This window comes from Methanoculleus oceani (assembly GCF_023702065.1).
Taxonomy (GTDB): domain Archaea; phylum Halobacteriota; class Methanomicrobia; order Methanomicrobiales; family Methanoculleaceae; genus Methanoculleus; species Methanoculleus oceani.
The window spans coordinates 627,257-653,046 of sequence record NZ_QFDM01000002.1; the positions used below are offsets into that span (position 1 = coordinate 627,257).

A 25,790-nucleotide genomic window follows, 5' to 3' on the forward strand; every position below is an offset into this window, starting at 1 on the left:
CCGCAACCCCGGGGAGGAACGCCCATATATTTCGGAATCCTAACGTTAACAGGTGCCATGTACCCAAAAGACGTTCCGGGCTCCCCGCCCCCGGTCACCACCCACGACGGCGTAACCTTCAGGAGGATGCCGCCGGGGGCCGACGCCGTCTACGTCGTCGGCGAGTACCGGTTCGACGACATCCGGCCGGAGGACGTCGTCCTGGATCTCGGGGCCAACGTGGGCGCTTTCTGCATCCGTGCCGCCCGGCGATCGCAGCGCGTGCTGGCCGTCGAACCCATCCTCACGGAGGCTCTCCGGGAGAATGTCAGGACAAACGGCGCCGGCGTCACGGTGGTGGACGGGGCGCTCGGCGACGGGAGCGTGGGGCGGATAACCTGGGGAGGCGAGACCGTCACCGTGACGACTCACACCCTCGGGGAGATCGCCGCCATGGCCGGAGGATGCGACTTCCTGAAGTGCGACTGCGAGGGGGCGGAATGGTCTATCCGGCCCGGAGATCTCGACGGAGTGCGGCGCATCGAGATGGAACTTCACGTGCCCCCGATCGGGGGGCCGATGAACAGGGCGCTCCTCGACTACATCGGAGAGCACTACGATTTCGAGATCGAACGGACACCCGGTTACGACGTGAAGGGCGTGATGGGAGTCCTGCACGCCGTCCGGAAGAACGGCAGGTGACGCCCGGGGACTCCCTCCCCCGCCCCCGGAAAATCCCTGGAATACCGGGAGATTCCGGCAACCCGGGCAGGGCCGGCACACATAAATAGGAACCCGGGATCACCACCCCGCCGGTGAAGCAGTATGGCACAGGCAAAGGAAGGCGATACCGTCAAGGTGCACTATACCGGAAAACTGGAAGACGGGACGGTTTTTGATACATCGGACGAACGAGACCCCCTGGAGTTCACCATCGGCGGGGGGCAGATCATCCGGGGGTTCGAACAGGCCGTGGTCGGCATGGAACCGGGCGATATAAAGACCACCACTATCCCGCCAGAAGAAGCGTACGGGCCACGCCGTGAGGACATGACGCTTACGGTGGAGCGGGAACAGTTCCCCGAGGAGATCAACCCCGAACCGGGCCAGCAACTTCAGGTCCAGCAGCCGGACGGCAGGGCGGCCGTCGTCACCGTCAGCGACGTCTCGGAATCGACCGTGACGCTGGACGCGAACCACCCCCTGGCCGGCCAGCCCCTGACATTCGATATCCGGCTCGTGGATATCGTCGCCGCTGCACGGGAACAGGTAACCGGGTAATTCCTAAGACCTCAGTAACCCCTTTAACTCCGGAAGCGGGCGGGTATTGACGATCTCGTCCGCCGAGAGCCATCCCCGCCGGGCTGTCGCGACGCCGAACTCCATATACCGGAGATTCTCCCGGCTGTGCGCGTCCGATCCGAGCGAGAACCGGACGCCCGCTTCGCGGGCCGAGAGGCAGTTGACGTCGGAGAGGTCCAGCCGGGACGGGAATGCGTTGATCTCCATCGAGACGCCGAGCGATGCCGCGGCATCAAAGATCGCGCCGAGATCGATCCGGTAGGGCTCCCGCGAGAGGAGGATCCGTCCCGTCGGGTGGCCGATGATGTCGACGTGCTCGTTCTGCATCGCCGTGAGCACCCGTTCGGTCATCTCCCCCTCGGACTGCTTGAACCCGGAGTGAACGCTCGCGACCACCACGTCGAGGTCGGCGAGGATGCTGTCCGGGAGGTCGACGCTGCCGTCCATGCCGATGTTGCACTCGGTACCGGAGAGAATGGTGAAGTCGCCGTCGCTCTCCCGGTTGATCCGCTCGATCTCGTGCACCTGGTCGGCCAGACGCCCGGGGGAGAGGCCGCGGGCGATATGGAGGCTCTCCGCATGGTCGCAGATGGCGATGTACTCGTAGCCGAGCGCCCTCGCCGCCTCCGCCATCTCCTCGATGGAATGGGCGCCCTCGCTCCAGCGCGTATGGACGTGGAGGTCTCCTTTGATCGAGTCGTAGCCGACGAGATCGGGCAGGTTTCCGATCCGGGCGGCCTCGATCTCGCCCCGGTCCTCCCGGAGTTCCGGCTCGATCCAGGCGAGACCGAGGGCCTGGTAGACCTCCGCCTCCGTCTCCCCTGCGACCGTCCTGCCGCTTGCGAGGTCGACAAGCCCGTACTCGTTCAATCGCCAGTTCCTCGCGATTGCGAGCTTCCGGAGGGCGATATTGTGCTCCTTCGACCCCGTGAAATACTGGAGGGCGGCCCCGAAGTGCCTGTCCTCCACCACCCGGAGGTCGACCTGGATCCCGGTCGCGAGCACCACCGAGGTCTTCGTCGTCCCCCGGACGAGAACCCGCTCGACCCCGGGGAGGGTGGCAAAGACCTCCATCACCTTCTCGGGACGCATTGAGGTCGCGAGGATGTCGACATCCCCGATCGTCTCCTTCCTGCGGCGTATCGAGCCGGCAAGGCTCACCTGCCCGACGGTGGAAAGCGACGAGAGGCGCCGTTCGATATCCCGGGCGACGGGCAGGATGTATCCGAGAAGGCGGCGCTCTTTTGCGGTCCTGCTCACCCGGATGCTCGCGAGGATGTTCTGCTCGGTCTTCTCCCCGAACCCCGGGAGGTCGCGGATCCGGCCGGCCAACGCCTTCGCCTCCAGGTCGTCGACGGTCCGGATGCCGAGTTCCCGGGAGAGGGCGATCGCCTTCTTCGGCCCGATCCCCTCCAGCCGGGTCAGGTGCTGCACGCCCTCCGGGAGTTCCTCGCGTAAGGAGGTGAGATACGCGAGGCTGCCGGTCTCGACGATCTCGCGGATCTTTCCGGCGATACCCCTGCCGACCCCCGGAACCTCGTCGAGGCGCTCCTCCCTTGCGACCATGCCGATATCTTCCGGCAGGGTCTCGACTGCCTGCGCCGCCCGCCGGTATGCCTGCGGTTTGAACCGGACGCCCTTGATCTCGAGCAGATCGGCGACCTCGTAGAGGATCGCCGCGACCTCGATGTTGGTCACCCGTGAAAGACTCTCCATTAACGTCACACCTCCCGCTGCCGTCGAAACATGGCCGCGACCTCGGCGGCCGTCGTCGCCTGCTCGGGGCTCTTCTCGTCCCGCCAGCGCACGAACCTCGGGAACCGCAGGGCCAGCCCCCGCCGCCGCTCCGGGTCCCAGTTGCAGGTATGGTCCGGGCTCTCGGTGATCTCGAGCCCCAGCACCTCGACGACATGACGCGGCGCAAACCAGAAGTCGGGCGCCGCCTGCGGGTTCACCATCAACCGCGCCGGCTGCCGGTCCACTCTCGCACCGGCAAGCCGGCGGGGAAGGTCCGAGAGGTCAACGTCTGAGAACCCCGTCCCCATGCCGCAGACCGTCTGAAAGAGATCATCCTCGTGGTTATAGGCGGCGCAGAGGACCGAACCGTAGGTCCCGGCCCGCTTCCCCCGACCTGCGCTGGCGCCGACGATGACCAGGTCGAGCGTATCGGATAGATCGGGGACGTAATCGCTCTTCCACTTGATCCACTGCCACTCCCGCGCCCCCGCCCGGTAAAACGAGTCCTCTGCGCACGACTTGCAGACGACTCCCTCAAGCCCCCGCTCGATGCAGGCGAGGTAGAACTCCGTGATCCCGTCGGTATCCCCCGTTACGATGCGGTCTGCGGGAGAGATGTGTTTATCCCGGCCGAGGATCTCCTCGAGCCTCGCCCGCCGGTCGGGGTAACTCCGGTAGAGATAGGAATCGCCGTTTACGTAGAGGAGGTCGAAGACCCGGTAGGTTGCGGGGATCTCGCCGGCGACCTCGCTGACCCGGTATTTCCGGCGCCGCCGCATCAGCGTCTGGAAAGGACGGTAGGTGCCGGTCTCGTGGTCGAACGCGACCGCCTCGCCGTCGAGGATCGCCGTATCGGCCGTAACATGCTGCCGGACGTGGCGGACGATATCGGGGTACTGGCCGGTGACGTCGGTCAGCCGCCGCGAGAACAGGGTGACGTCGTCGCCGTCCTTGTGCGCCTGGATCCGTTCGCCGTCGTACTTCTCCTCGACGGCGATGACGGGGGAGCCGATCCGCTCGAGGATCTCTGATATCCGGGCGACGCGCTGGGTGAGCATCGGCCGGATGGGCTTATGAAGGGTGACGGAGATCGCCCGGACCCCGGGAAGGCCCTCCTCCCGGAGCGTCCGGGCCACGTGGCCGATATCGGAGGATATGTTGTAGGCGTGCTCGAGGGACGGGCGCTGTGCTTTCGAACCCAGAAACGCCTCCGCCAGCGCATCGAGTATGGTCATATCCCCGACGCCGAGCCGCATCTCCCCGGCGGCGAGGCGCGAGAGGTAGCGCCGTTCCCGGGGCGTGGCGGCGGCGATCAGCCCCGCGAGAAGCCCCACCTTCCGGTCGGCCGAACCCGGACCGGACGCGCCGGCGATCCGGGAGAGGGTCCGGTGGACGTCGGCGACCGAGAGCGGTTCTCCGGCCGGGGCCGCGATCAGCCGGACGGCTACGTCGCCGTAATCGCCGAGTTCCCGCGCCGCCGCCTCGACCGACGCGGGATCGGTGCCGGCCGCAAGGGCGATCGCTGCCGCCGCGGTCCGTTCCCCGATGCCCAGGTTCACCTCGCTGTACCCGGGCCCGATCTCCCCGAGAACAAAGTAGCAGACGATCCCGATCTCGTCCGGCGGCACCCCGGCCAGCAGCCGGGCGAGAAGCGCGATCATCTCGTTCCGGGACGATGTCGCCTCGAGCCGCTCGAAACATGAGGCGAGGGTTGCGAATGTCACGATTACCTGGTTTGTTCACTGCCGGGCGCTACTTGAACGTTGCGGTATGCGTCCCCGGGGGTTGGATTTATCATCGGCGGCGATGTGGTAGGTGCATGGAACCCCTGATACGGGTCGAACCTCCGGGCGAGAAAGCCCGTGAAGTGCTCCGCCGGGACGCGGCGATCATCTCCCCGTCGACCATGCGGGAGTATCCCCTCGTGCTCCAGAAGGCGAGCGGCGTGAACCTCTGGGACGTCGATGGGAACCGCTACCTCGACTTTACGGCCGGGATCGCCGTGATGAACGTTGGCTGGAACCACCCGAAAGTCGTCTCCGCGATCAGAGAACAGGCGAAATACCTCTCGCACGGGGCGTTCCTGGACTTCTGCTCCGAAGTCCCCGTACAGTGCGCCGAAGAACTGGTCGGGTTCCTCCCGGAAGGGCTCGACCGGGTCTACTTCTCCAACTCCGGAGCGGAGAGCGTTGAAGCGGCGATGAAACTCGCCCGGCGCCACACCGGCCGGAACTACTTCATAGCGTTCCACCGAGGGTTCCATGGGCGGACCTACGGCGCTCTCAGTCTCACGGCCGGGAAGGTGATCCAGCGCCGTTCCTTCGGGCCGTTTCTGCCGGTGATCCACGCCCCCTACCCGGACCCCTACCATCCGTTCGGCGGCAATCCCGGGACCTGCGACGCCGCCGTCGTGGCTTACCTCGAGGATACGGTCTTTCGCACCGAGGTCGCGCCTGAGGAGGTCGCCGCGATCTTCGTCGAGCCCGTGCTGGGGGAAGGAGGATACGTCGTCCCGCCGCCGGGCTTTCTTCACCGGCTGCGGCGGCTCTGCGACGAGCACGGGATCCTCCTGGTGGCGGACGAGGTGCAGTCGGGGTGCTTCCGGACCGGGCGGTTCCTCGCCTCCACGCACGCCGGCGTCACCCCCGACATCGTCTGCCTGGGCAAAGCGATCGGCGGGGGGTTGCCGTTCGGCGTCACCGTCGCCTCCGATGAAGTCATGGACTGGCCGCCCGGGTCGCACGCGAGCACCTTCGGCGGCAACAACCTTGCCTGTGCCGCATCGCTCGCCGTGATGGATCTTCTCCGTGAAGAGGGGTTCGGGGACCGGGTGACAGCCAGGGGTGGGTACCTGCTGCAGCGCCTGCGCGAGCTCGCGGAACGGCACCCGATCGTCGGCGACGTCCGCGGCCTCGGGCTCATGATCGGGATAGAACTGGTCCGGGACCGGTCAACGAAGGAGCCGGCACGGGCCGAGCGGGAGACGATCCTCCGGCACGCGTTCGAGCACGGCCTTGTCCTCCTTCCCGCAGGGGAATCGGTGATCCGGTTCAGCCCTCCCCTGATCATGGACGAGGAGGATATCGATACGGGCGTCGATATCCTGGACCGGGTCATGGAGGGGTTCTGAGGAGGTTGATGGTATGCAGGAGTCAGGAAAAGTCACCTATGTTTCGCTTGAAACCGACGAGAGTTTTCACGGCGATTACGAAGCCGCCCTGATCGAGATCGAGCAGGAGTTCGGGAAGCGCCATCCGATGTACATCGGCGGACGGGAGGTCACCGCCCCCCGGGAGTTCGAGGCGAGATCCCCCATCGACCCGGGCATCCTGCTCGGGATTTTTCCCGAGGGGGGAGAGGACCATGCCCGGGAGGGTATCGCCGCGGCGAACGAGGCTTTCCTCGATTGGAGCCGGCGGGACTGGCGGGAGCGGATCGCGGTCGTCAGGAAGACGGCTGGTGCAATGGAGGACCGGCTCTTTTTGCTCGCGGCCCTGCTGACCTACGAGGCGGGGAAGACCCGCTACGAGGCGCTGGCGGAGGTCGGCGAGGCGGTCGATATGCTCCGGTATTACTGCAGGGTCTACGAGCAGAACAACGGCTACGTCTTCCCCATGCGCTCCCCGGCACCCGGCGAGGAGTGCCGGAGCGTCATGCGGCCCTACGGCGCCTGGGTGGTCATCTCCCCGTTCAACTTCCCCGTCGCGCTTGCCGCGGGCATGATCACCGGTGCGCTCCTCACCGGAAACACGGTTGTCTTCAAACCGACGAGCAAGACGCCGCTCTCCGGGATGAACCTCTACCGGCTCTTCGTGGAGGGCGGGGTCCCTCCCGGTGCGATCAACCTGGTGACCGGGCCCGGCGGCCCCTTCGGCGAGGCCGTGGTTGCCCACCCGGACGTTGCCGGGATCGCGTTCACCGGCTCAAAGGCCGTGGGGACGTGGCTGCAGCGGCAGATTGCCACGGTGCAGCCCTACCACAAGCCGGTGGTGGCGGAGCTGGGGAGCAAGAACCCGACGATCGTCACCGCGAGCGCCGATATAGCAAAAGCCGTCGAGGGCGTGGCCCGGGCGGCCTTCGGGTTTGCGGGACAGAAATGCAGCGCCACTTCCCGGGTCTACGTCCATTCGTCGGTTGCAGAAAGGTTCTTGCAGGCGCTCAGGGACCGGGCGGACCGGATGGAGATCGGCGACCCCCGGCGGCGGGAGGTCGCGTTCGGACCCCTGATCGACGACGATGCACGGCTGACATTCCAGAAGGCGGTCGAGGAGGCGCTCAGGGACGGCGGCAGGCTCGTTGCCGGCGGCGAGGTGCTCGAGGGCGGACTCTACGGCCGGGGCGTCTACGTCAGGCCCACGGTCATCGCCGATCTTGCGCACGGCCACCGCCTCTTTACAGAAGAACTCTTCGTCCCGATCCTCACCGTCGGCACTTTCGAGACCCTCGAAGAGGCACTCGCTCTTGCAAACGCAACGGATTACGGCCTGACGGCCGGGATATTTGCACAGGACCCGGCGGAGATCGGGTACTTCTTCGACCGGATCCGGTTCGGGGTCGTGTACGCCAACCGGCGCGGGGGGGCGACGACCGGGGCCTGGCCCGGCGCCCAGCCCTTCGGAGGCTGGAAAGCGAGCGGGTCGACGGGCAGGGGGGTAGGAGGGCCCCACTACCTCCTCTCGTTCGTCCGCGAGCAGGCGCAGACGCGGGTGACGGAACCGGCGGGCGGGGAATAAGGGCCTTAAAACCCTTCAAGACCCCTACAATTGGTTTCGATGGGAACCTGAGCCCCGCCGACAACTCCATAAGGATAGAATACCCTTCCTTCTTCAGAGGGATCGGATGGGTGAGCGCAGGAAGGAATCGGTCGTCGGCGTCCTCATCTCAAGGACCATCGGGATCGTCGTCTTCCTGATCGTGCTCGGCATACTGAATATCCTCTCGGGCGCCTACGTCCAGACACCGATCTTCCTCCAGATCGTCGAGTTCCTCAATGCCAATCTCGGGCTGCTCATCATGATCTCGGTCATCTTCCTCGTCGGGGACCTCTTCGGCGCCCTGGCATTTCCCCTGAACCTGCCGGGCCCGATCTTCGGCGCCGTCGGTGCCGTATTCCTGGTAATGTTCCTCTTCCGGCTCTTCTCGCTCGTGGGGGAGATCACCGGCGTCGAACTCTTTGCCCTCTTCGAGAGGCTGCCTGCGCTCCCGGTCTACCTGCTCGTCTTCATCGTCGCGCTCATCGGAGGATACATCGCACTCTTTGCAGATCCTCCGTCGGGCTGAGCGCGAGCCGGGACTACTCGAACCCTTCCGTCTCCTCGAACGTCTTCACCTCGCAGTCCCCCAACCGGCCGGTCCCCGGGTCCATATGGACCATCACGAAGAGTTCGTGCTCGCTGTTCTCCCAGAGGGCAAGGGCGGGTTTATCCTCCTTCGCCCGGAACCCGAGAGCCTCGAGACCCTCCCGGATCCCGTCGTAGGTAGTGTTTGCGACGATCATCTCCCGGACCCGGTTCTTCATGGCCTCCTGCTCCTCCCGGTCAATCTCTATCTGTTCACGCATGCGAAGACCATACCGCATACGCCCAGATAAACCTGACCCGGCAGGGACGGTTGAGAAGAGGAGGCATCACGGGCTACGGGGGAAAAACCGTTACCGGGCGTTGTAGCCGGCAAACTCCCCCTCACGGCCTTTCAGGTCATCGTAGGCGGCCACCCTGTACCCTGCATACCCGCCCCCGAGGTTCATCTGGAGCAGGACGAAGATCCTGAGGCCGGGATGCACCCAGATCGCGACATCGGGATCATCCTGCTCCGGTATGAAGTTTAACGAGCGGAGGGCCTCCCTGATGTCGGCATAGTCGGGCGTCGACTGGATCATCTCCTCGATCTCCACCATCACAGCCCGTTGCTGCATGGTCTCGATATCTCCGAGCATGGCCCCCACGATAGGTCCCCTCGTATAAAACATGATCCGGGGCCGGATCCTGAGACGAACCGCGCATTCTGCGATGCCGTCCCGACGTAACAGTCCGGGGATTGCAGCCCGTATGCTCATGCCGGCGAGGGGGGCCGCCCGGTGAAGTGCACAACCTTCATCAGAGACCTCGTGAAAACATACAGCAACGCAAGGCACGGCAGGAGAGACTATGACCGACGACAACTCCAGGACACTGATCCTCGATATAGACACCGACGATCTGCAGGAACTCTCCGAGTACCTGGACGTGCTGAGCAGCAGCACACGCTTGAAGATCCTGAAGGTCATCGAACGAAGGCCAAAAGACGTCCGCCAGATCTCCGCCGAGATCGAGACGAGTTACGAGAACACAAAAAAGCACCTCGACAAACTGCTGAGCATAGGAGTCGTCCGCAAAGAGGCCGGTCTCTCGCGCCCGACCGCAAAGGGGATCCATCCTGTCTGGAAATACTCGCTCGTGCCCGGCGGTCTCGAAGCGATCACGAGAAGCCTCGGACTCTTCTCGAACCTGAAACTGACGCTCACGGATGCCGTGCTCGCAAAGAAACTTGCCGGTGTCCGGGAGACATTCTCGGGAGAGTTCGCCGGGCAACCCCCGGTCGTCATCCTCCTCGGGGGAGCGGAGGACGGCAGGGTCTTCCCCCTCGGGCACGACAGCGTCGCCATAGGGCGGGCGGACCCGGGCACGCCCGGCCGGCCCGAGCGGGAGATCGTCCTCGGCGAGGAGTACGCGGCGGTCACCCGTGTCTCGAGACCGCACGCCCGGCTCACCCGCCGCCGGGACGGTGCCTGGCTCATCGAGGACTGCGGCAGCACGGGCGGCACCTTCGTGAACGGCATGCCGCTGGACCGGGGCATGCGGCGGGAGCTCCACGACGGTGACCTCATCGAACTCGCGAAGGGCGCGCCGGGGGCAACGCTTGTCTTCGTTGTTCCCGGGGGGGTGCCGGTGCCGGATGCCGCCTGAACGGGCCGGACGGGCGGCCGTCCTGCTCTTGATCTCTGCCCTGCTCCTCGCCGCCGTCTGTCCCGCCGTTTCGGGCGCGGGGGGACCGCCGGAGCACTCCAGCGCCTCCCCCCAGGGCATCGAGTCTGCCGTCAAGACGCCAACCGAGGATAAGAGCACCGCTCCCGGCCAGAACAGGGGCAGGGATACACCGGAAGAGACGCCCACCCCCCAGCCCTCGCCCGAAGAGACCGTCACGCCTGCCGATACCCCGGGAGAGGAGCGGACAGAAGCAACGGCGGAGGCGACGGCTACCGGGACGGCCGGTGAAACGCCCACGGAGAACAGCCGGACGGTCACGGACCCGTTCCCCTGGACCGGGGTTGTCCTGGCCCTCGTCCTGCTCGCCGGAGCCTTCGTGCTCGGTGCCCGGTACCTGAAGAGACCGGGGGGAGCGGATACCACCGGAACATCCCCGGGCACGACCATCCTGCCCGGCGCATACCGGACCGTGCTCTCCCATCCGCCCGGGTTCCCGCCGGAACTTGCAGAGCGGTACGGCCAGGTCGCCTTCGTCGGGAGAGGCGGGCTCGGGCAGGTCTTCTCGGCGGTCAGGCGCGATGACCGTCGAACCGTAGCGGTGAAGATCCCGGTCGCCTACGACGAAGCGACCGGGAAAACCTTCATGAAAGAGATGCGGTTCTGGGAAGACCTCACCCACGAAAACATCGTGGCGGTCCACTCGGTCAACATCCTCCCGGTGCCGTATGTCGAGATGGAGTATCTGCCCCGGACCCTCGAGCAACTGGAAAAACCCCTTCCGGTGGAGACCGCCGCCCGCATCGCTGCAGGCATCGCCGCCGGGCTTGCCTACGCCCACGGGAGGGGCGTGATCCACCGCGATATCAAGCCGAGAAACATCCTTCTTGCCGACGACCTGACGCCGAAGATCACCGACTGGGGCATGAGCACGACGCTGGCGGCGAGCCGGGATACCACCATTGCCGGGTTCACCCTCGCGTATGCAGCCCCGGAGCAGATCGCCCCGGAGCGGTTCGGCAGGACCGATGCACGGACCGACATCTACCAGCTCGGCGCCGTCTTCTACGAACTGGTGACGGGAAAGACCCCCAATGCCGGCGAGAGCCTCGCCGGGTTTGCCGAAGCAACTCTCGACGAGCAGCCGGTCCCCCCCGGAGAGATCAATCCGGACGCCGCAGGATTCGACCCGATCATCCTCCGGTGCCTCGCAAAAGACCCCGCCGATCGCTACCGGTCCGCCGGAGAGGTGCTCGATGCGATCGAGACCGCGATGGGCGACGCAGGGGATGAGCGAGCGTGAAGAGCCTTCTCGCCCGGTACCTCGCCCGCGCCAGGGCCATGCGGTTCCACTACCTGCTCGTATCGCTCATCCTCCTGCTCGCCGTCTACCCCTACGTAGGTGCAGGGCCGACCGGCCAGATCGTCCTGAAGGTGCTCTCGTCCCTCGTCCTGATCACCGGTGTCTACGCCGTGAGTAACCGGCGTCGTCAGGTCGTCATCGCCGTCCTCCTTGCGATTCCCGCCTTCGGCTTCGGCTGGCTCTACGTCATCACCGGAAATCCCGCACTCGGAGACGCCGAGAGCATATTCACGCTCCTCTTCTACGCCTTCACCGCGCTCATCGGCCTCCTGCAGGTGCTCGGAGAACGCCGGATCACCACCGACACCATCTCCGGAGCGGTATCCGTCTACCTCCTCATGGGCCTGACCTGGGCGACCGCCTACGGCCTCGTCGAGAGCCTCAGCCCCGGATCGTTCTCCAGCAGCCATCCGGGCGACGTTTTCACCTTCCCCACGTTCATCTACTATAGTTTCGTCACCCTCGCGACGCTCGGCTACGGCGACATCACGCCGGTCACCGACCAGGCCCGGTCGCTCGCCGTGCTCGAGACCGTGAGCGGAACACTCTACATCGCCGTCCTGATCGCCCGCCTGGTGGCGGCGGCCGGGTGGATGCCGAAGACCGGCGCCGAGTGACGGCGGCTGAAAAACGGGAGGGGAATGACCGGTTTTCCCATTCATCCGGTTAAAGTTACGAAAATTCTCGTTGTTAAAGCAAGATATTTATTTTCGCCAAATCAAGTGATGTCTGATATCTATGCGAGGAAAGACAGCACTTCTGGGGATCGCTCTGATGGTCCTCTGCGCCGCGGTGATCGGCAATGTCAGCGCACAACTGCCGGAGGAATCCAGGGATAAACTGATCTACGTCTCCGGTACGGGCAAAGTGACGACCACACCCGACCAGGCCGTCATCGTGTTCGCGGTCGAGACCGAGAACACCGACGTCAAGACAGCACAGCAGCAGAACGCCCAGCAAATGGATTCCGTGGTCAATGCCCTGAAAGGGGCCGGCATCCCGGAGAAGGACATCAGGACCGCCGGCTACAACATCATCCCGGTGACCGAGAGCGACAGCAGGGGCCTGACAACCGCCAGGGTCAAGTATTACCGCGTGATCAACACCCTCGAGGTCACGCTGAACGACGTGAACCGTGCCGGCGAGATCGTCGATCTCGCGGTCGAAAACGGCGCAAACCGGGTTAACCGGTTCTCGTTCACCTTAAGCGACGCAAAGCAGCAGGAGTTCCGCTCGCAGGCGCTGACCGCCGCGGTAGCGCAGGCACGGGGCGACGCAAACGCGGTTGCCGCAGCCATCGGCAAGACCATCGTCGACGTCAAAGAGGTCAACGTAGGGGGCAACTACGTGCCCATGGTCTACGACGGCCGCTACGCGGAGATGGACAAGGCAGCGGGCACCGCCGTCTCGACCCCGCTTGAGGTCGGTGAGATCGACGTGACCGCAAGCGTCTCGATCACCTACATCATCGGGTAATCCCTTCTACCACTCATCTTTTTCGTCTGCAGGTCCGGGTGCTCCGAACCCGGGCCGTTCCCCCGTCTTCCTGCCGCATCGGGAAGCATAATCTTCGGCGAAGAGAGACCGAATGATCGGAGTCTGTTTTGATGATCACGATAACCGAGGTCTACAACAACATCCCCTGCCGGCAGGGGCTCACGACGGACTGGGGGTTCTCCTGCCTGATCGAAGAGGCGGGCCTGCTCTTCGATACAGGAGAACGGGGCGACGTGCTGCTCGCGAACATGCAGGCGCTCGGCGTAGACCCCGCGCCCGTCAGGCAACTCGTCCTCTCCCACGACCACCACGACCACATCGGCGGCCTTGCGGCGGTTCTTGCCGAGAACCCATCGGTGGAGGTCTTCGTCCACGACGCCTTCTCGGCACGGACACTCGGGCTGATCCGGAAGTATACCGAACCGCGGATCGTCGGAGAATGGACGGAGATCGCGGACGGCATCGCCGTGACCGGCCCGCTCGGGACCGATATCCGTGAACAGTCGCTCGTGGTCGCCGTGCCGGACGGTTTTCTGGTCGTCACCGGGTGCGCGCACCCCCACATCGGTCGGATCATCGACCGGGTCTCCAGGGAGGGGCCGGTATGGGGCGTCATCGGCGGGTTTCATACCGTCACCGGCGAAGATATCGATGCGCTCGCCGGGGTCACGTATCTCTCGGCATCGCACTGCACCGATAAGATCAGGGAACTGCAAGAGCGGTACCCGGGCTCCTTTAGGGCCGGAGGGGTAGGCAAAGTGCACAGGATCTGAAAAAGAGGTTACTCTTTCTTTCCCGTATCTTCGGTAGGCCGGTTCTTCACTTCGAGTCCGTCCGCAAACCAGACCGTGCGCTGTGGGAAGGGTATCTCGATGCCGTTCTTTTCGAGTTCCTGCTTGATCTTCCAGAGGAGATCCGTCCTGACGTCCCACCAGTTCCGGGCCGGCGCCCAGATGTAGGCGGTCAGGTTGACACTATTGTCCCCCAGGTTATCGACGAAGACCGACGGTGCCGGGCTCTTCAGCGCGAACGGGTGGGTCGCGATGACCTCCTTCGCGATCCGTATCGCCTCGTTCGCGTCGTCCTGATACCGGATGCCGATCTGGTACTCGAACCTCCGGGCTGCGTTGTGGACGTAGTTGGTGATGTTCGAGGTGAAGACCTTCTCGTTCGGGAGCCTGACATAGATCCCGTCGTACGTCTTGACGACGGTCGAGAGGACGCGGATGTCCTCGACACTGCCGCTGACGTCCGCGACGTTGATGTTGTCGCCGATCTTGATCGGGTGTTCGAACATGAGGAAGAGGCCGGAGACCAGGTTGGAGACAACGCTCTGGCTCGCAAAACCGATGACGAGACCGGCGATCCCTCCGGCAACCAGGAGGCCGGAGAGGTCGAAGTTGAGCTGCGGGAGAGCGATGACGAACGCCCAGATTATGATGCCGTAATAGACCAGTTTCGTGAGCAACTCGCGCTCGTTTTTGGGCAGCCGCTCCGAAAGAACTCTCCGGACATTTATTGAGACAATTTTCGCGACGACAACGCCGAGCGTGAGGAGGATGACGAAATACAGGAGGTTCCCGACGGTGACATCACCGACGCCGACGGGTATCTCCAGGATCTGGGTCGCGTTGAATGTCATGAGAGCCCCCACTCCATCAGGTATCCGCGGTCGATAGCCGGGATCTTGCGGGCCGTGTACAGCTCGATGGACTTGACCATCCCCGGCCGGAGCGGCGCGTCGACGAAGTTCGTCTCCGCCATAGTCTTGGTGAGAATCTTCATCGTGGCGGTGGCCGCCACGAAGTCGCCGTAGTAGATCTTCATATCGGTACTCTCAAAGACAACCCGGGAAACCTCCACCCACTCGCGGTATGCGTTCAGGATGGAGAGCTCCATCACCCCCTCGCGGAAGGGCTCTACCCGGGGGATCTCCGGGTAGACCGCACTCTCGTAACACCGTGCGATGACCCCGTTCGTCGGCGAACCATAGAGCGTGTACTTCTGGCTGCCGGGAGCAAAGACGTCCACCACCTCGATATCCCGTGCAGACTCCACGAACACGCCGATCTCGATGGGAAACTTAAGGTAGACCGTCTGGGTGACGCCGGGTTCGATGACCATCGGGGAGAACTCTATCTGGAAGAAGTCCGTGATATCCTTGGGGAGATTGACCGGTTCAATCGGGTTGATGACGATCTCGCCCGTCTTTGAGACCAGGAGCCGCTCGAACGTCTGCCCTTCGCACCTCCGCCGGTAGGTCAGAAGACCGCCATTTTGTTCGGCCTCTACCAGAATATCGCCGTCGTCACGGTGAAAAGTGCCTCTGTAACGTCCGAACATCATCTATGATCTGCAAATACTCAAATATTAACTTACTCGAATGACGTGCATTGCCGGCTTTCGCGTTCGCGCACCCAATTCAGGAAAACTCTTTGACGTGCCCCTTTATCCATATACTCGAATCAAATGCATTTATTGAAGCAAACCACGCTGCCCTGACAGGGGACTATCTGAGAAGGTATAAATAATAAATCCATTCGGCAGTATATTATGCAGGAGATAAATGAACATCCTTTTAAGCGACGGTTCCAGACACTTTTCCAGCGCGTTTGTTCCAGGCAGTAATAAACAAGGGGCGCCGTACCTGCCGGCACGGAGGACTCGCCCGTAGATCCGGAGGAAGAGGCCTTCTCGTGGCTTTACGGGGACAGGAGTTGTTCCCGGGTGATGCGTGTGAAGATAAGTCAGGAAATAATCAGGGAGTCCATGAATCGCAGCCAGATACCCATGAGTCTATTCGACCACCTCCAGCAGCCGGCACTCGTTCTCGACTGTGAGGGACGGGTGGTCATCTGGAACAACAGCATGGAGCGATACACCGGGATTTCGGCAGAAGATATCGTAGGAAAAAGCGGTTACGTCCATGGAAATGCGTTGTTCGGCGAGATGTGTCCTACGCTCGCGAACTACATCCTGACTCCCGGCAATGCCGGGAGCGACCATTACCGCCTGCTACCGCACGAGGGCGAAGAGCTGGTCGCCGAGTCGCACATCCCCCCGGCCTCCGGCAGAAAGGTTGTCTGCATGGCTGCCCCCCTCTACGACACCACCGGCAGACAGATCGGTGCGGTTGAGACTATCCGGGATACTCCGGAAGAGAGGACGGTCGAAGAATCTCGTGGGACGCCGGAGGAGCAGGTGCAGATCCTGGCGAGAACTCTCCCCGACATCATCTTCACGCTCGACCGGGACGGCATCTTTACCCAGTTCTCCTGGACCGGGGCCCGGAGTCATGGCGTAGACACGGAAGGGGTCGTGGGCAAGACCCCCCATGCCCTGTTCCCGGCGGAGGAGGCAGACTTTCTGGTCGGGGCTGCGCACCGGGTCGTCGCGGCAGGCGAGGTGATATCTGAGGTCCGGTCGTTCTCGTGGCGCAACGACCAGCGGTCGTTTCAGGTCACCATTCACCCCCTGCACAACTCCTCCGGGAAGATCGTGGCCGCCACCGGGGTCAGCCGCGATATCACCAGGGATCTTCTCTGCGAACGGACCAGCCAGCTCTCCAGCCTCTACCTCGACCTGCTCGGCACCGACATCTACAACACCAGCATGGTTGCGGCGACGATCATCGAGATGCTTCGGGAACGACTCTCCGGTGAAGAGGCGGAACTCGCCCAACGGGTCAAGAACACGGTCGAGCAGGGGATCAACGTTATCAAGAACGTCGAACTCTTAACCACGCTTGACAAACACCATATCCGCCTGGGGCCGGTCGACCTGGACGGCATCATTCGCGGCCAGATACGGCGGTATGCAGGCATCGATATCAGGTACGAAGGAGGGACCTGCATGGTCTGGGCAAACCCCCTCCTCGAACACATCGTATCGAACCTGATCAGCAACAGCATCAAGTTCGGCGGCATGAAGGTGCGGATCGAGATATCCGTCATGGAGACCACGGAGATTGTGACGCTCTCCGTCGCCGATACCGGCATCGGCATACCGGACCACTTAAAGCCCAACATCTTCGATCGCTTCAGCCGCGAGGGGAGCAAAACCGCATCCGGGAGCAGAGGCCTTGGGCTTCATATCGTCAAGACCCTCGCAAACCAGTACGGGGGACGCGTCTGGGCGGCGGACCGGGTGCCCGGCAAACCGGAAGAGGGAGCGGCAATAAAGGTGATCCTCCAGAAGTGCTAGACCGTGATCTCCGAACGCCCGGGGGACTCAGATATATATCCCCCCAGCGACTATATCATACCGCATCATTCCCATTGGGGACCGCTTCAATGATACGAACCATATGCTTTAAAGAGCGACGATATATCGAAGAGTTGAGAATTCTTACCCGGGCGACCGCGCTGGACTGCATCATCGACGAGCGCTTCGACCGCATAGTATACCTCATAAAAGAAGGCGATATGGGACTTGCTATCGGCCGGAAAGGAAGCAATATCCGGAAGATGCAGAGAGTCCTCGGGAAACGCATCGAGATGGTCGAATATTCCCCCGAGATCGAGACATTCACGAGGAACGCATTTAAACCGGCAAATGTCCTCGGTGTCGGGAAAGCAGACGACGGGAGGCTCACGGTGTATATCGATAAGAGCGATCTCGGCATCGCTATAGGGAAAGGCGGATGCACCATCGAGAAGGCGCGGCTCCTCCTCTCCCGGTACTTCGATACCGACCTCGGCGAGGTGCTCGCGGGAGTTGATACCCATGCGGGAGTTGATACCCATGCCTGACTGGACGGTCCTCGACGAAGTCTGGCAGGTCATCCAGGACCGGGCGGAGCACCCGTCGGCCGAAAGTTACGTGAGTTCCCTCCTGACCCACCGGAAAGGGGTCGACAAATCCCTCGAAAAGGTCGGTGAAGAGGCGGTCGAGTTCATCCTGGCCGCCAAGAACCAGGTCCCCGAGAGGACGATCTCCGAAGCGGCCGACCTCCTCTTTCACTTCCTGGTGGCGCTCCGGGCATCGGGCACCGACGTGGCGGACGTGCTCGACGAGCTCGCCGAACGCCGGAAATAACATTCTTTTGTATCGAATACCCAAGGGCCGCTCAAAGATATTCCTTCAGGTCCACCATCCTCGGGAGATCGTCCTTCTTTACGGCCGCGGTCTCGACGACCGTATCCTCGATCATGATGGGAGCCCGGTAGCGCAGAGCGATGGCTATCCCGTCGCTCGGCCGGCAGTCCATGATCTCGGTGCGCGATCCCTGTCGAAGGAGGAGTTTTGCGTAGAAGACACCCTCCTCCAGGGAATCGATGTGCAGGGCATCGAGGACTATCTCGAAGTTCCGAAAGAGTTCAACGATGAGGTCGTGGGTGATGGGCCGGGGAAGCATCTCGCTATTGAGTGCGTTGCTGATCGAGATCGCTTCCCAGAGCCCGACATATATGGGTATTGTGCTGTCACTCCCGGCATCCAGGACGACGGTCGGCGCCGCTCCCATCTCGCTCACCGACATGAACACGCCCTGCACCCTGCAACTTTGAGCAGTCATGTGATCACCTGACATCAGCCTTATCGTGTTTAAACCTTGGGGTCAATCACCGCTGCTTTTTGGCGCGGGCGAGAAACTCGCGCCGCACAATGACGAGACCCGAGAGCAGGCCGAGGAGGATGTTGAGATAGTAGAGGATCAGCCGCCAGAGGAGGACGAAGACGCCCACGATCGACGACGGGACGAAGAGGCTGTAGAGCGACGTGGCGCCGATCTCCGCAACCCCCGAGCCCCCGGGCGTGAGCGGGATCATCATGACGATGGCGATGACGAGCTGGACGACGAACGACTCGATGAGATACGGCGGCTGCCCGAGACCCACAAGAAGCAGCGACGCGATGGCGAACTCAGAGAGCCAGAAGAGCATGGTGAAGACCATCCCCCATACGAGGCCGCTTTTGCCGTGGTTTACGAACTTGACAAGACCCGCGTTGAAGTTGTCCACTTCCCGGTCGATCGCTTCAAGCAGGCTCTCGAGCCTTTTCAAGTGCCAGCGCCGGTCGACCCATCGCGACATCCATTTGAGAGCCCGCTTGAGGTGGTCCGGGTTCTTCACCGAGTAGATGAAGACCAGCACGAAGGCGGTGACGAAGATCCAGGCGACGTACATCATGAGGCTCAGGCCGCTGAACCCCGAGGCGAGACTGCTCCAGTAACTGCCGAGGAAGAGCATGGCGAAGGCCCCGAGGGCCCCGAGGGCGATCCCGTCGAGGATCCGCTCCATCACGACGACGGCGGTGGCGTCCCCGACCGGAACGCCCGCCCGGTAGAGTTCGTGGACCCGGACCGGCTCGCCGCCCGCCTGTGACGGGGTGACCGCCGCGACGAGCATGTTCGCCAGCACCAGGTTCAGGCAGTGCCTGAACCGTACCCGGTACCCGAGCGACCCCGACATCTTCTGGATGCGGAGCGCCCAGAACCCGAGCGAGACGATGTGGAGGAGGGCAGCGAGGACCAGGTAGAATGGGTTTACCTGGCTGAGATACTCGATCGTCGTCTCATCGACGGTGAAGTACAGGACGCCTGCCATGACAAGAGTGCTGAAACTGATCGAGACGAGCAGCCACTTCCATTGAGACCTCTTCATTCTCTACGCCCTCCGGGTGGGGAGACCTGATCCCTCACCCCGATCTGCAGATCGTTTGCTGATGTTCGGGCAGCCTCAAGGCGGAAATACCCGAAATTTGACTAATAAGGTATTGTGTAGCTACTATTTAACGATGGTTTTATCACAAATCAATAAAAATTCGAGATCAGCAGAATACGGGGCCGCCGGGCCCGGGATATGCTTCCACGCCGGCCCTTATACGGTGAAGAGACCCCGCTCGCCGGTGATCCTGAAAAGCCCCGCACGGACACCGGCATCGAGCCAGGCATACCCGTAGCTGAACCGGGCGAGGGCGCAGGCAAGGTCCCCCGCATCAAGGAGTTCTACGCCCTCCGCATACCAGGAAGACGCCGCGGAACAAAACACCTCCGCCCCCGCAGAGAGCGGGCTTGCCTCGTCCGGGCCCGCGCGAACCGCGAGAAGAGCGGAGTGCAGCATCCGCCGGTAGCGGTGGGTCTTCTCGTCCAGATGGGCGCCATGTCGGTCCGGTATGACTGCATCCACCCCATCCGGCGGGTGGGCGGCGAGCGGCTCAAAGAGCCCGATTCGCGAGCCTGCGTCAAGCCACCCGAGCCCGTAGGCAAAGGAGGCGAGCGCGTTCACCGGGTCGCCCGTCCGGAGAAAGACCATCCCATCGCTCTGGTACGCCGCAGCCATCTCGACCACCTCTTCGGCCACCCGGTAAAGGAGGGTCCCCTCCGGGACGGCGATCCGGGTCCGGGAAAGAGCATCCAGAAAGAGAGCTCCGCACTCCTCGAGGGTCATAGGCCGGCAAAGATCTCCAGGTAATCGCGCTCCATCGGGTGGAGTTCTGCCGGTACGACGAGGATATGGAGCGGAGGCCCGAACTCCGTCTCTTTGAGTTTCGCACCGGTCCCGGCGCGAACCACCGGGTGCTCCGACCCCGCCCGGGCGATGCCCACGTAGAGCGCGGGCGGCTCGACCCCACGCTTCTCCGCCATCTCCTCGAGGATGGCGATCGCCTCCGGGACGCGCATGTAGCGGTCCTTCTGGATATCGAGGTAGACGAGCGTATGCAGGGAGAGGGCGAGGTTTGCCGTAACCGTCTCGACGGGGGCTGTCGGGAACCATCCCTTTGCGGGGAACGGCACGGAACAGGACTTCCCGAACCGGTAGTTCTGCAGACCCGAGAGGCCACAGACCGCGCTCGATATGGACGAAGCGTGGATGATGGACGTCTCGATGCCGGCGGCGGCCGCCCGCATCCGCAGGTCGGCGTGCGTCGTCGAGACCATCGGGTCTCCCCCGGTCAGGAACGCCACCCGGCCTTCGGCGGCACGATCGAGGATCTCATGAGGGTCCTCTTCGACATCCTCCCGCGCGAGCACCCGGATCTCCGCACCAAAGAACGCTTCCATCCCGGGAACGTCCGTTCCCATCAGCCGCGACGTATACGCCTCGAGAAAGACGGCATCGGCGTTTTTAACGTAATTCAGGCCTTTGACCGAGATATCCCCGAGGTCGTAGAGACCGAGACCCACGAACGTCAGCATGGCCGGCTCGCTCCGGAAGCGATCTCAGGGGCAGGGGGGCATTGCACCGGGGGCGCAACGCGGCCGGCGTACAATCGCAGAAGTTTCATCATCCCTCAACTGTCGGTGCTCCATCATCGTAGAAGTAACGGATCAGGGGAGTCGCCCGGCCGCGGATGCCGGCGGTGCGGGAACTCCGTTCCGTCGTGTACCTATGCAAGGATACGGAACATAAGGGCTCCGATAAGAAGCCCGAGGGCGACCGTGTAGAGCGTGATCGCGAGCGTGATCCTTGAGCCGACCTCACGCACGAGGACCGTGATGGTCGCAAGACAGGGGACGAAGAGGACGGTCACGACCGCAAAGACGTAGAGCTGGAGGGACGAGAGCACCGCCCCGAGGTCGGCGGTGCCCGCGAGGATGGCAAGGGTCTCGAACGCCATCTCCTTCCTGAGGATCCCGAAGATGAGCGCCGTAGCCGAGTAGCCGGGAAGGCCGAGGAGGGCCATGGTGTAAGGCTCCACGATCCCCTCAACGATCGCCATGATACCGAAGAACCCGAGCAGCCCGAGGACAATGCTCCCCACAAGGAGCAGGGGCATCGCGATGAAGAGGAACTCGGAGAGGCGCGACCAGGCCTTCTTCATCACCAGTTTCGGGTCCGGCCAGCGGAGCGGCACCATCTCCATGATCATGCCGAACCGCTCGCCGGGCGTCACGCGGGAGAGGACGAGGCCTGTCGCGAGGATAAGGACAAAGACGATGGCGTATACGCTGAATGCAGCCCCGATACCGACGAAACTGCCCACAATCCCGGCGATGATGACGGTCCGGGCCGAGCAGGGGACCATCGTGACCAGGAACGAGGCGATGATGCGCTCCCGCCGGGAATGCAGGAGCCGTATGCTCATGATGGCCGGCACGTTGCACCCGAACGCCAGGGTGAGAGGGATGACCGCCCCGCCGTGCATCCCGACCCTGTGCATCGCGTTGTCGGCGAGGAAGGCCGCCCGGGTCATGTAGCCGGAGTCTTCGAGGACGGAGATGATGATGTAGAAGAGCAAGACGTACGGGAACGCTATCCCGAGGCCTGCCTGGAGCGCGAGCAGGACGGATCTCCCCAGTTCTTCGATGAGGGGAGGGAGCCCAAGCGCGAGGAACGGCTGTATCGCAAAGACTTCGAAGAACTCCACGATCATTCCCTCGAGGAACGATCCCACCGTGAAGACCACGAGGAGCATCCCTACGAGGATACCGAGGAGGATCGGCATTCCGGGGATCAACCGCGTCAGGATGCTGTCGGGGTCGGTCTGGCGGAGGAGCGCCTCTTCCTTCACGGTGAGGTCGGCGATCCGGTGAGCAAAGTTGTGCCGGTTGGCCGCGATGATCTGGGCGACCGTCATCCGGTGCCGGGACTCGATCTCGTCGGCGATCGTCCTTGCCGCCTCGAGCAACTCCGGGTTGTCGCCGAACCCGAGGAGCGCCCTGACGCTCTCCTTCCGGTCTGCCTCAAACATCTTCCCGAGGCTCCGGACGGCTGCCTCTACGTGATGGTCGTACGGGATCTCGACCGTCGAGGGGCGGGAGGCGGCAAGAGCCGCCGGGATGATCCGCTCGATGTTCTTTCCCTGCGATGCCGCCGTCTGGATCACGTCGACGCAGAGGAGGTCGCGGATCGGGCCGGGGTCGATCTCAAGCCCCTGTTTTGCGGCTTCGTCGGCCATGTTCAGCACGACGATCATCGGGAGGCCGTACTCCGCCACCTGGAGGAGAAGGTAGAGATTGCGTTCCAGGCGCGTGACGTTCACCACCACGATGATCGCATCGGTGTCCTGCTGCTCCAGGAACCGGCGGACCAGGGCTTCCTCGTCCGAATTTCCTTCCAGCGAGTAGACGCCGGGAAGGTCCACGAGTTCGACCATCTCGCGCTGGAAACAGGTGTTGCCCCGCTGCAGCTCGACGGTGGTCCCGGGATAGTTGCTCACCTCCACCCCGAGGCCGGTGAGCTGGTTGAAGATCAGGGATTTGCCTACGCTGGGGTTCCCTATCAGCGCAAACCTCATGGACACGACTCCACGAGGATAGATTTCGCGATCTCGGGGCTGATGGCGATATCGCACCCTTTCACCCTGACCACGACCGACTGGTTCGGGAGTTTGCGCCGGATCTGCACGACCTCGCCCGGGAATATGCCGAGGTCGAGCAGCCTCCGGTGCCGCCGGGCCCCACGCATCATCGCCACCCGGACGGTATCCCCTTCCTTGCAGTCGAGCAGCGTGCAGGCGTCCCGCCCCCGGCAGCGTCCCATACACCCCGGCGGGGGTTGGGCGCCGTCCATGTAGGAGGAGAGCCGTTCTATCGTCTCGTCGGAGATGTCGTGTTCGAGCGTGCAGGCCTCCCTGCTCGCCGCGTCCGCATCGACGCCGAGCATCTCCGTCAAAAAGCACTGGAGGACGCGGTGTTTCCGCGCCACCCCTGACGCCACCGACGAGCCCTTCCCGGTCAGTCTGACGGCGTCGCCGGCTGCCCGCTCCAGGTATCCTTCCTCGACCAGGGAGGCGATGGTCGTCTCGGCGATCTCCCTCCCGGTACCGAGGGCCGCCGCTATCTCCTGCGACGTCGCCGGCTGCCCGCCGTCCCCCGTGATCGTGAAGATTGCTTCGAGGTAATCCTCAAACGTGGAAGGAAGCATGCTACAATTTCTTTGACTCCTATAACTTTATATTTGGGGGTGTAGGCAGCATAAGCGGGAAGACCCTCTGCGCAGGCGGAGGGATGAGAGCAGCACCCCTCCTCCAGGATCACTTTCACCACGCACGGCTCTTCTTTATGTCGAAAAACTGCAGATCACTCATGCGATAACCAGCAGGAGAGTTTCCGGTGCACATCACCGCAAAAATCAGGATTCAGGTCATGCCCGAGCAGGAGGACGTGCTCTGGCATCTCTCCGAGAAGTGCCGATTAGTCTACAATTTTGCGCTTGCCGAGCGGAACCGGAATTACCAGGAAAACAAAGACAGACCCGACAAACAGTACATCGGATATGTGCAGCAGGCGAACGCCCTCCCTAGGTTGAAGGAGAAGTATCCCGAGTACAAGTGGGTCTACTCAAAAGTGCTTCAGACGACATTGAAGTCCCTGGACGACGACTTTCGCTCATTCTTCGCCCTGCGACAGGATGGGGATAAGGGGGCAAATCCCCCGGGGTTCAAGGGAAAAGACCACTTCTGCACGCTGCGCTACAACCAGAGCGGGTTCAAGATCGAGGGGGACCGGATCCGGTTCTCCCACTTCTACAACACGATGCCACTGATCTTCGCCCTACCCGCTGGTTCTCAGTTCACCAACGTCAAACAGGTTGATCTCTTCTACGACGACATCAAGAGCGCGTACTATGTATCGATCGTTCATGAGGTCCAGCCGGCGCAGGAGTACCGTGACAACGGGCTCTACCAGGCGTTTGACCTCGGGGTGACCCGGCACGTCGGGGTGAACAGTCACGGGAAGTTCATTGAGTTTCCTGTGGCTCACCCGGACAAGTACTGGAAAACCCCGATCGCTGAGTTGCAGGCCCGGCGAGACCACTGTAAGAAGAAGAGCCGAAAGTGGCAGAAGCTGAACCGGCTCAAGCGGAAGTGTGAACGAAAACAGGGCAACCAGATCAAAGATTTCCAGCACAGATTGAGCAAGAAAATCGTTAAGAACACTCGGGCTAACACGATCCTCGTTGGGGATCTGAGCGTGAAGCAGATGCCCCGGTCCCGGCAGGCGACCCCGGGGCTCAACCGCGCCACCCAGAACACGGGGCACCTGTCGCGGTTCATCGGATTTTTGACCTACAAGGCAACCCTTGCAGGTAAGAGAGTAATAAAAATCGATGAACAGAACACGACAAAAGCCTGTTGTGTCTGCGGGACGCTTCACGACATGCCGCTCTGGAAACGAGTTCTAGAATGTGAGTGCGGGAACACCATGGATCGAGACCGGAACAGTGCGGTCAATATCATGGTACGGTTCCTATCACAGAATGCCCCGCGAACGGGCTACCGGCAGTTCGCCGGTAATCTGCGACAGACAGGTCTGGAAATTCCAGTACACTCGCAGGAAGCCCCCTGCGTAGGCGGGGGTAGTTCGCGGATTTGGGTAGTGCCATAGGAATTGTCAACGATCTACGGCCTGAGGAGGATGGGTGGGCCGGGTCGGCAGCGGAAGCGTGAAGCGATCTATGACCCCGGACGTTTTTCGGGATCTGAACTATTCGATCTGCATGCATCTTTCGGGCATGAATGATCATGAGCGGGACCAACGGTTAAGTAGTTACAGCGGGCTTAAGGAGACGTGATATCCATGCCGTCCGAAGAGAATAAGGCGATTGTTCGCAGGTTTATCGAAGCCTACAACAGCCGAAACCTGGATCTGTTCGACGATTTAGTGGCACCGGATTACGTCGACCACACTCATCAACAACAGGGCCGGGAAATCTTCAAACAACTCTTTAGTATGGCTTTCAACGCCTTCCCCGACTGGAATGAGAATATCGAAGATATCATTGCCGAAGAGGACAGGGTGTGGGTTTGTGTTAACGCTACGGGGACCCATACCGGCGAATGGAATCTTTCCGGAGTTCCGTTACCTCCTACCGGCAAGAAGGTGACAATGACGATGGTCTTCATCTGGCGTATCGAGAACGGCAAACTTGCAGAGGGATGGGAAGTCGATGAGGACCGGGATTTCCTCAAACAACTGGGCGTCATCGAATACACGGAAAAAGGAAGGAATCTCTTCCCGGAAGATGTTGGGTAGGGAACGTATCTCCCATGCACGCTTCCTGCCG

General features: G+C 62.5%; 27 protein-coding genes. 15 read left to right on the forward strand and 12 right to left on the reverse strand.

Translation table 11 applies throughout. The features are described 5' to 3' along the window. Positions 1 to 57: 57 nt before the first annotated feature. Positions 58 to 681 carry an FkbM family methyltransferase gene (locus tag DIC75_RS08110; RefSeq protein ID WP_250987524.1) on the forward strand — a complete coding sequence of 208 codons (624 nt, stop codon included), beginning with the start codon at positions 58 to 60 and terminating at the stop codon, positions 679 to 681. 123 nt (positions 682 to 804) lie between these two features. Next, positions 805 to 1,260 (forward strand): FKBP-type peptidyl-prolyl cis-trans isomerase, encoded by a 456-nt coding sequence (locus DIC75_RS08115; protein WP_250987525.1) that lies wholly within the window; start codon positions 805 to 807, stop codon positions 1,258 to 1,260. Positions 1,261 to 1,263: 3 nt separating this feature from the next. On the opposite strand, the gene polX is transcribed toward DIC75_RS08115, so the two are convergent. Continuing rightward, on the reverse strand, positions 1,264 to 2,997 hold the full coding sequence (polX, locus tag DIC75_RS08120) for a DNA polymerase/3'-5' exonuclease PolX (RefSeq protein ID WP_250987526.1): 1,734 nt from the start codon (positions 2,995 to 2,997) through the stop codon (positions 1,264 to 1,266). A 5-nt stretch (positions 2,998 to 3,002) separates the two neighbouring features. Then, the gene (locus DIC75_RS08125) at positions 3,003 to 4,742 is read right to left on the reverse strand and encodes an ATP-dependent DNA ligase (RefSeq protein ID WP_250987527.1); all 1,740 of its coding nucleotides are present in this window, start codon (positions 4,740 to 4,742) and stop codon (positions 3,003 to 3,005) included. 95 nt (positions 4,743 to 4,837) lie between these two features. On the opposite strand from DIC75_RS08125, the gene DIC75_RS08130 reads away from it, so the two are divergent. From DIC75_RS08130 to DIC75_RS08140, 3 genes are all read left to right on the forward strand, one after another. Continuing rightward, the gene (locus tag DIC75_RS08130; RefSeq protein WP_250987528.1) at positions 4,838 to 6,148 is read left to right on the forward strand and encodes an acetyl ornithine aminotransferase family protein; all 1,311 of its coding nucleotides are present in this window, start codon (positions 4,838 to 4,840) and stop codon (positions 6,146 to 6,148) included. Positions 6,149 to 6,161: 13 nt separating this feature from the next. Beyond that, positions 6,162 to 7,751 (forward strand): aldehyde dehydrogenase family protein, encoded by a 1,590-nt coding sequence (locus DIC75_RS08135; protein WP_250987529.1) that lies wholly within the window; start codon positions 6,162 to 6,164, stop codon positions 7,749 to 7,751. Positions 7,752 to 7,857: 106 nt separating this feature from the next. Next, the gene (locus tag DIC75_RS08140; protein ID WP_250987530.1) at positions 7,858 to 8,298 is read left to right on the forward strand and encodes a hypothetical protein; all 441 of its coding nucleotides are present in this window, start codon (positions 7,858 to 7,860) and stop codon (positions 8,296 to 8,298) included. Between the two features lie 13 nt (positions 8,299 to 8,311). On the opposite strand, the gene DIC75_RS08145 is transcribed toward DIC75_RS08140, so the two are convergent. Both DIC75_RS08145 and DIC75_RS08150 read right to left on the reverse strand, forming a co-directional pair. Beyond that, positions 8,312 to 8,578: a hypothetical protein gene (locus tag DIC75_RS08145; RefSeq protein ID WP_250987531.1), complete on the reverse strand. Its 267-nt coding sequence runs from the start codon at positions 8,576 to 8,578 to the stop codon at positions 8,312 to 8,314. 90 nt (positions 8,579 to 8,668) lie between these two features. After that, positions 8,669 to 8,953: a hypothetical protein gene (locus DIC75_RS08150; RefSeq protein WP_250987532.1), complete on the reverse strand. Its 285-nt coding sequence runs from the start codon at positions 8,951 to 8,953 to the stop codon at positions 8,669 to 8,671. Positions 8,954 to 9,164: 211 nt separating this feature from the next. Here DIC75_RS08150 and DIC75_RS08155 point away from each other — a divergent pair, with 211 nt between their 5' ends. The 5 genes from DIC75_RS08155 (at position 9,165) to DIC75_RS08175 (ending at position 13,613) form a co-directional block, all read left to right on the forward strand. Continuing rightward, positions 9,165 to 9,962 (forward strand): FHA domain-containing protein, encoded by a 798-nt coding sequence (locus DIC75_RS08155; RefSeq protein WP_250987533.1) that lies wholly within the window; start codon positions 9,165 to 9,167, stop codon positions 9,960 to 9,962. Beyond that, a complete protein-coding gene (locus tag DIC75_RS08160) occupies positions 9,952 to 11,283 on the forward strand; it encodes a serine/threonine-protein kinase (RefSeq protein WP_250987534.1) in 1,332 nt (443 codons plus the stop codon). The genes DIC75_RS08155 and DIC75_RS08160 overlap by 11 nt, the downstream gene beginning before the upstream one ends. Next, the gene (locus DIC75_RS08165; protein ID WP_250987535.1) at positions 11,280 to 11,960 is read left to right on the forward strand and encodes a potassium channel family protein; all 681 of its coding nucleotides are present in this window, start codon (positions 11,280 to 11,282) and stop codon (positions 11,958 to 11,960) included. The genes DIC75_RS08160 and DIC75_RS08165 overlap by 4 nt, the downstream gene beginning before the upstream one ends. Before the next feature lie 121 nt (positions 11,961 to 12,081). Then, positions 12,082 to 12,819 carry an SIMPL domain-containing protein gene (locus DIC75_RS08170; RefSeq protein ID WP_250987536.1) on the forward strand — a complete coding sequence of 246 codons (738 nt, stop codon included), beginning with the start codon at positions 12,082 to 12,084 and terminating at the stop codon, positions 12,817 to 12,819. A 131-nt stretch (positions 12,820 to 12,950) separates the two neighbouring features. Continuing rightward, positions 12,951 to 13,613, forward strand: a complete 663-nt coding sequence (locus DIC75_RS08175) for an MBL fold metallo-hydrolase (protein WP_250987537.1) — start codon at positions 12,951 to 12,953, stop codon at positions 13,611 to 13,613. Positions 13,614 to 13,621: 8 nt separating this feature from the next. Here DIC75_RS08175 and DIC75_RS08180 read toward each other — a convergent pair whose 3' ends face one another. Continuing rightward, positions 13,622 to 14,482, reverse strand: a complete 861-nt coding sequence (locus DIC75_RS08180; protein WP_250987538.1) for a mechanosensitive ion channel family protein — start codon at positions 14,480 to 14,482, stop codon at positions 13,622 to 13,624. Further along, positions 14,479 to 15,186, reverse strand: coding sequence for a DUF432 domain-containing protein (locus DIC75_RS08185; protein WP_250987539.1), 708 nt, complete (start codon positions 15,184 to 15,186; stop codon positions 14,479 to 14,481). Before DIC75_RS08185 ends, DIC75_RS08180 begins: the two co-directional genes overlap by 4 nt. Before the next feature lie 423 nt (positions 15,187 to 15,609). On the opposite strand from DIC75_RS08185, the gene DIC75_RS08190 reads away from it, so the two are divergent. The 3 genes from DIC75_RS08190 to hisE all read left to right on the forward strand — a co-directional run bounded on the left by DIC75_RS08190 (position 15,610) and on the right by hisE (position 17,877). Next, positions 15,610 to 17,043: a sensor histidine kinase gene (locus DIC75_RS08190; RefSeq protein ID WP_250987540.1), complete on the forward strand. Its 1,434-nt coding sequence runs from the start codon at positions 15,610 to 15,612 to the stop codon at positions 17,041 to 17,043. Positions 17,044 to 17,132: 89 nt separating this feature from the next. Next, complete coding sequence (locus tag DIC75_RS08195; protein ID WP_250987541.1) at positions 17,133 to 17,591, forward strand: NusA-like transcription termination signal-binding factor; 459 nt, start codon at positions 17,133 to 17,135, stop codon at positions 17,589 to 17,591. Further along, positions 17,584 to 17,877, forward strand: coding sequence for a phosphoribosyl-ATP diphosphatase (gene hisE, locus DIC75_RS08200; protein ID WP_250987542.1), 294 nt, complete (start codon positions 17,584 to 17,586; stop codon positions 17,875 to 17,877). Before DIC75_RS08195 ends, hisE begins: the two co-directional genes overlap by 8 nt. A 31-nt stretch (positions 17,878 to 17,908) precedes the next feature. On the opposite strand, the gene DIC75_RS08205 is transcribed toward hisE, so the two are convergent. From DIC75_RS08205 to DIC75_RS08230, 6 genes are all read right to left on the reverse strand, one after another. After that, on the reverse strand, positions 17,909 to 18,355 hold the full coding sequence (locus DIC75_RS08205) for a bifunctional nuclease family protein (protein WP_250987543.1): 447 nt from the start codon (positions 18,353 to 18,355) through the stop codon (positions 17,909 to 17,911). A gap of 46 nt (positions 18,356 to 18,401) precedes the next feature. Further along, positions 18,402 to 19,442, reverse strand: coding sequence for a lysylphosphatidylglycerol synthase transmembrane domain-containing protein (locus DIC75_RS08210; protein WP_250987544.1), 1,041 nt, complete (start codon positions 19,440 to 19,442; stop codon positions 18,402 to 18,404). Positions 19,443 to 19,658: 216 nt separating this feature from the next. Further along, on the reverse strand, positions 19,659 to 20,228 hold the full coding sequence (locus tag DIC75_RS08215) for a DUF357 domain-containing protein (RefSeq protein ID WP_250987545.1): 570 nt from the start codon (positions 20,226 to 20,228) through the stop codon (positions 19,659 to 19,661). Further along, the gene (gene dph5, locus DIC75_RS08220) at positions 20,225 to 20,977 is read right to left on the reverse strand and encodes a diphthine synthase (protein WP_250987546.1); all 753 of its coding nucleotides are present in this window, start codon (positions 20,975 to 20,977) and stop codon (positions 20,225 to 20,227) included. The genes DIC75_RS08215 and dph5 overlap by 4 nt, the downstream gene beginning before the upstream one ends. A gap of 191 nt (positions 20,978 to 21,168) precedes the next feature. Next, positions 21,169 to 23,019, reverse strand: coding sequence for a ferrous iron transport protein B (gene feoB / locus DIC75_RS08225; protein WP_250987547.1), 1,851 nt, complete (start codon positions 23,017 to 23,019; stop codon positions 21,169 to 21,171). Continuing rightward, the gene (locus DIC75_RS08230; protein ID WP_250987548.1) at positions 23,016 to 23,648 is read right to left on the reverse strand and encodes a metal-dependent transcriptional regulator; all 633 of its coding nucleotides are present in this window, start codon (positions 23,646 to 23,648) and stop codon (positions 23,016 to 23,018) included. The genes feoB and DIC75_RS08230 overlap by 4 nt, the downstream gene beginning before the upstream one ends. A 188-nt stretch (positions 23,649 to 23,836) precedes the next feature. Between DIC75_RS08230 and DIC75_RS08235 the strand changes: the two genes are divergently transcribed. Then, positions 23,837 to 25,111, forward strand: a complete 1,275-nt coding sequence (locus DIC75_RS08235) for an RNA-guided endonuclease InsQ/TnpB family protein (protein ID WP_250987549.1) — start codon at positions 23,837 to 23,839, stop codon at positions 25,109 to 25,111. Between the two features lie 192 nt (positions 25,112 to 25,303). Then, entirely contained in the window at positions 25,304 to 25,759 is a 456-nt protein-coding gene (locus tag DIC75_RS08240; RefSeq protein ID WP_250987550.1) for an ester cyclase, read from the forward strand. The last annotated feature ends 31 nt before the right edge of the window (positions 25,760 to 25,790 follow it).